This is a genomic window from Helicobacter burdigaliensis (genome assembly GCF_003670295.1).
Lineage (GTDB): Bacteria > Campylobacterota > Campylobacteria > Campylobacterales > Helicobacteraceae > Helicobacter_D > Helicobacter_D burdigaliensis.
The window spans coordinates 1-835 of the sequence record NZ_QXJG01000054.1; the positions used below are offsets into that span (position 1 = coordinate 1).

Genomic DNA, 835 nt, shown 5'->3' on the forward strand with positions numbered 1-835 from the left:
AATACGAATTTTAAATCCTCTCAGCCATACAAGGATTATTTGTTTTAAAGTTTTCAGATACAACACAAGTGCTATAATTTAGTCTTCCTTTCTCTTCATCTAAAGCTTGCTTTTCTTCTTCTGCAGGTTTAACTAAGACTACCTTTTCTTTGTTTAGCATAGAAGAGTTAATGTCTTTTAGAGGAGTAGTGATGGTTTGATCATCGCCTCCATCTTTTTTAGGTGGAGTGCTTAAGTTTTTATAATCACTTCCATTAATGAATGCTAAAGAACCATTACCTAAAGTAAAGTTATGTTCTCCTTTATCTGTTAACATAGGATTGTCTAAGAAGTTTTGATAGTCTTTTAGAGTTGCTTCATTGTTTTTAAACCAAGTCTCTAAGTTTCTCATTTGTTCTTCTGTGGCAAGTCCTGAAGTATAAAGCTCATAATTACTTTTCCATTCTTCAAAAAGTTTGATTTTAGTTTGCAGGTTGTTGTTTAGGAAGTTTAAAAAATCATTTTTAGAGATTGTTATTTTATTATTTGCCTCTAAAAAGCTTTTCCAATCATTTGCATTTTCTAATCCTGCTAGATAGTTTCCTAAGCCTTCATTATCTTTATTATTTTCATCTTTATAATAGAAAGCTTTTAAGAAATCTATGGCTTGTTGATAATCTTCTCCTCCTAATGTTTTTAAATAATCTGTATTTAGAGTGATTATTCCTGTTTCTTTATCATAGGTAAAGAGTTTAGTAATATCTACTTTTATTTCTCCATTTAAGATTTCATCTAAGATACCACTAATAATAGAAGAATCAAAGTCATCTCTACTTAAGATTACATCGCTTAAGCC

1 protein-coding gene is annotated in these 835 nt (G+C 29.6%); it reads right to left on the minus strand.

Going from position 1 to position 835, the window contains the following annotated elements; genetic code table 11:
* Nucleotides 1–10 precede the first annotated feature (10 nt).
* The coding region (locus tag EBF09_RS09000) for a hypothetical protein (RefSeq protein ID WP_157978210.1) at nt 11–835 on the minus strand (825 nt) is incomplete at its 5' end.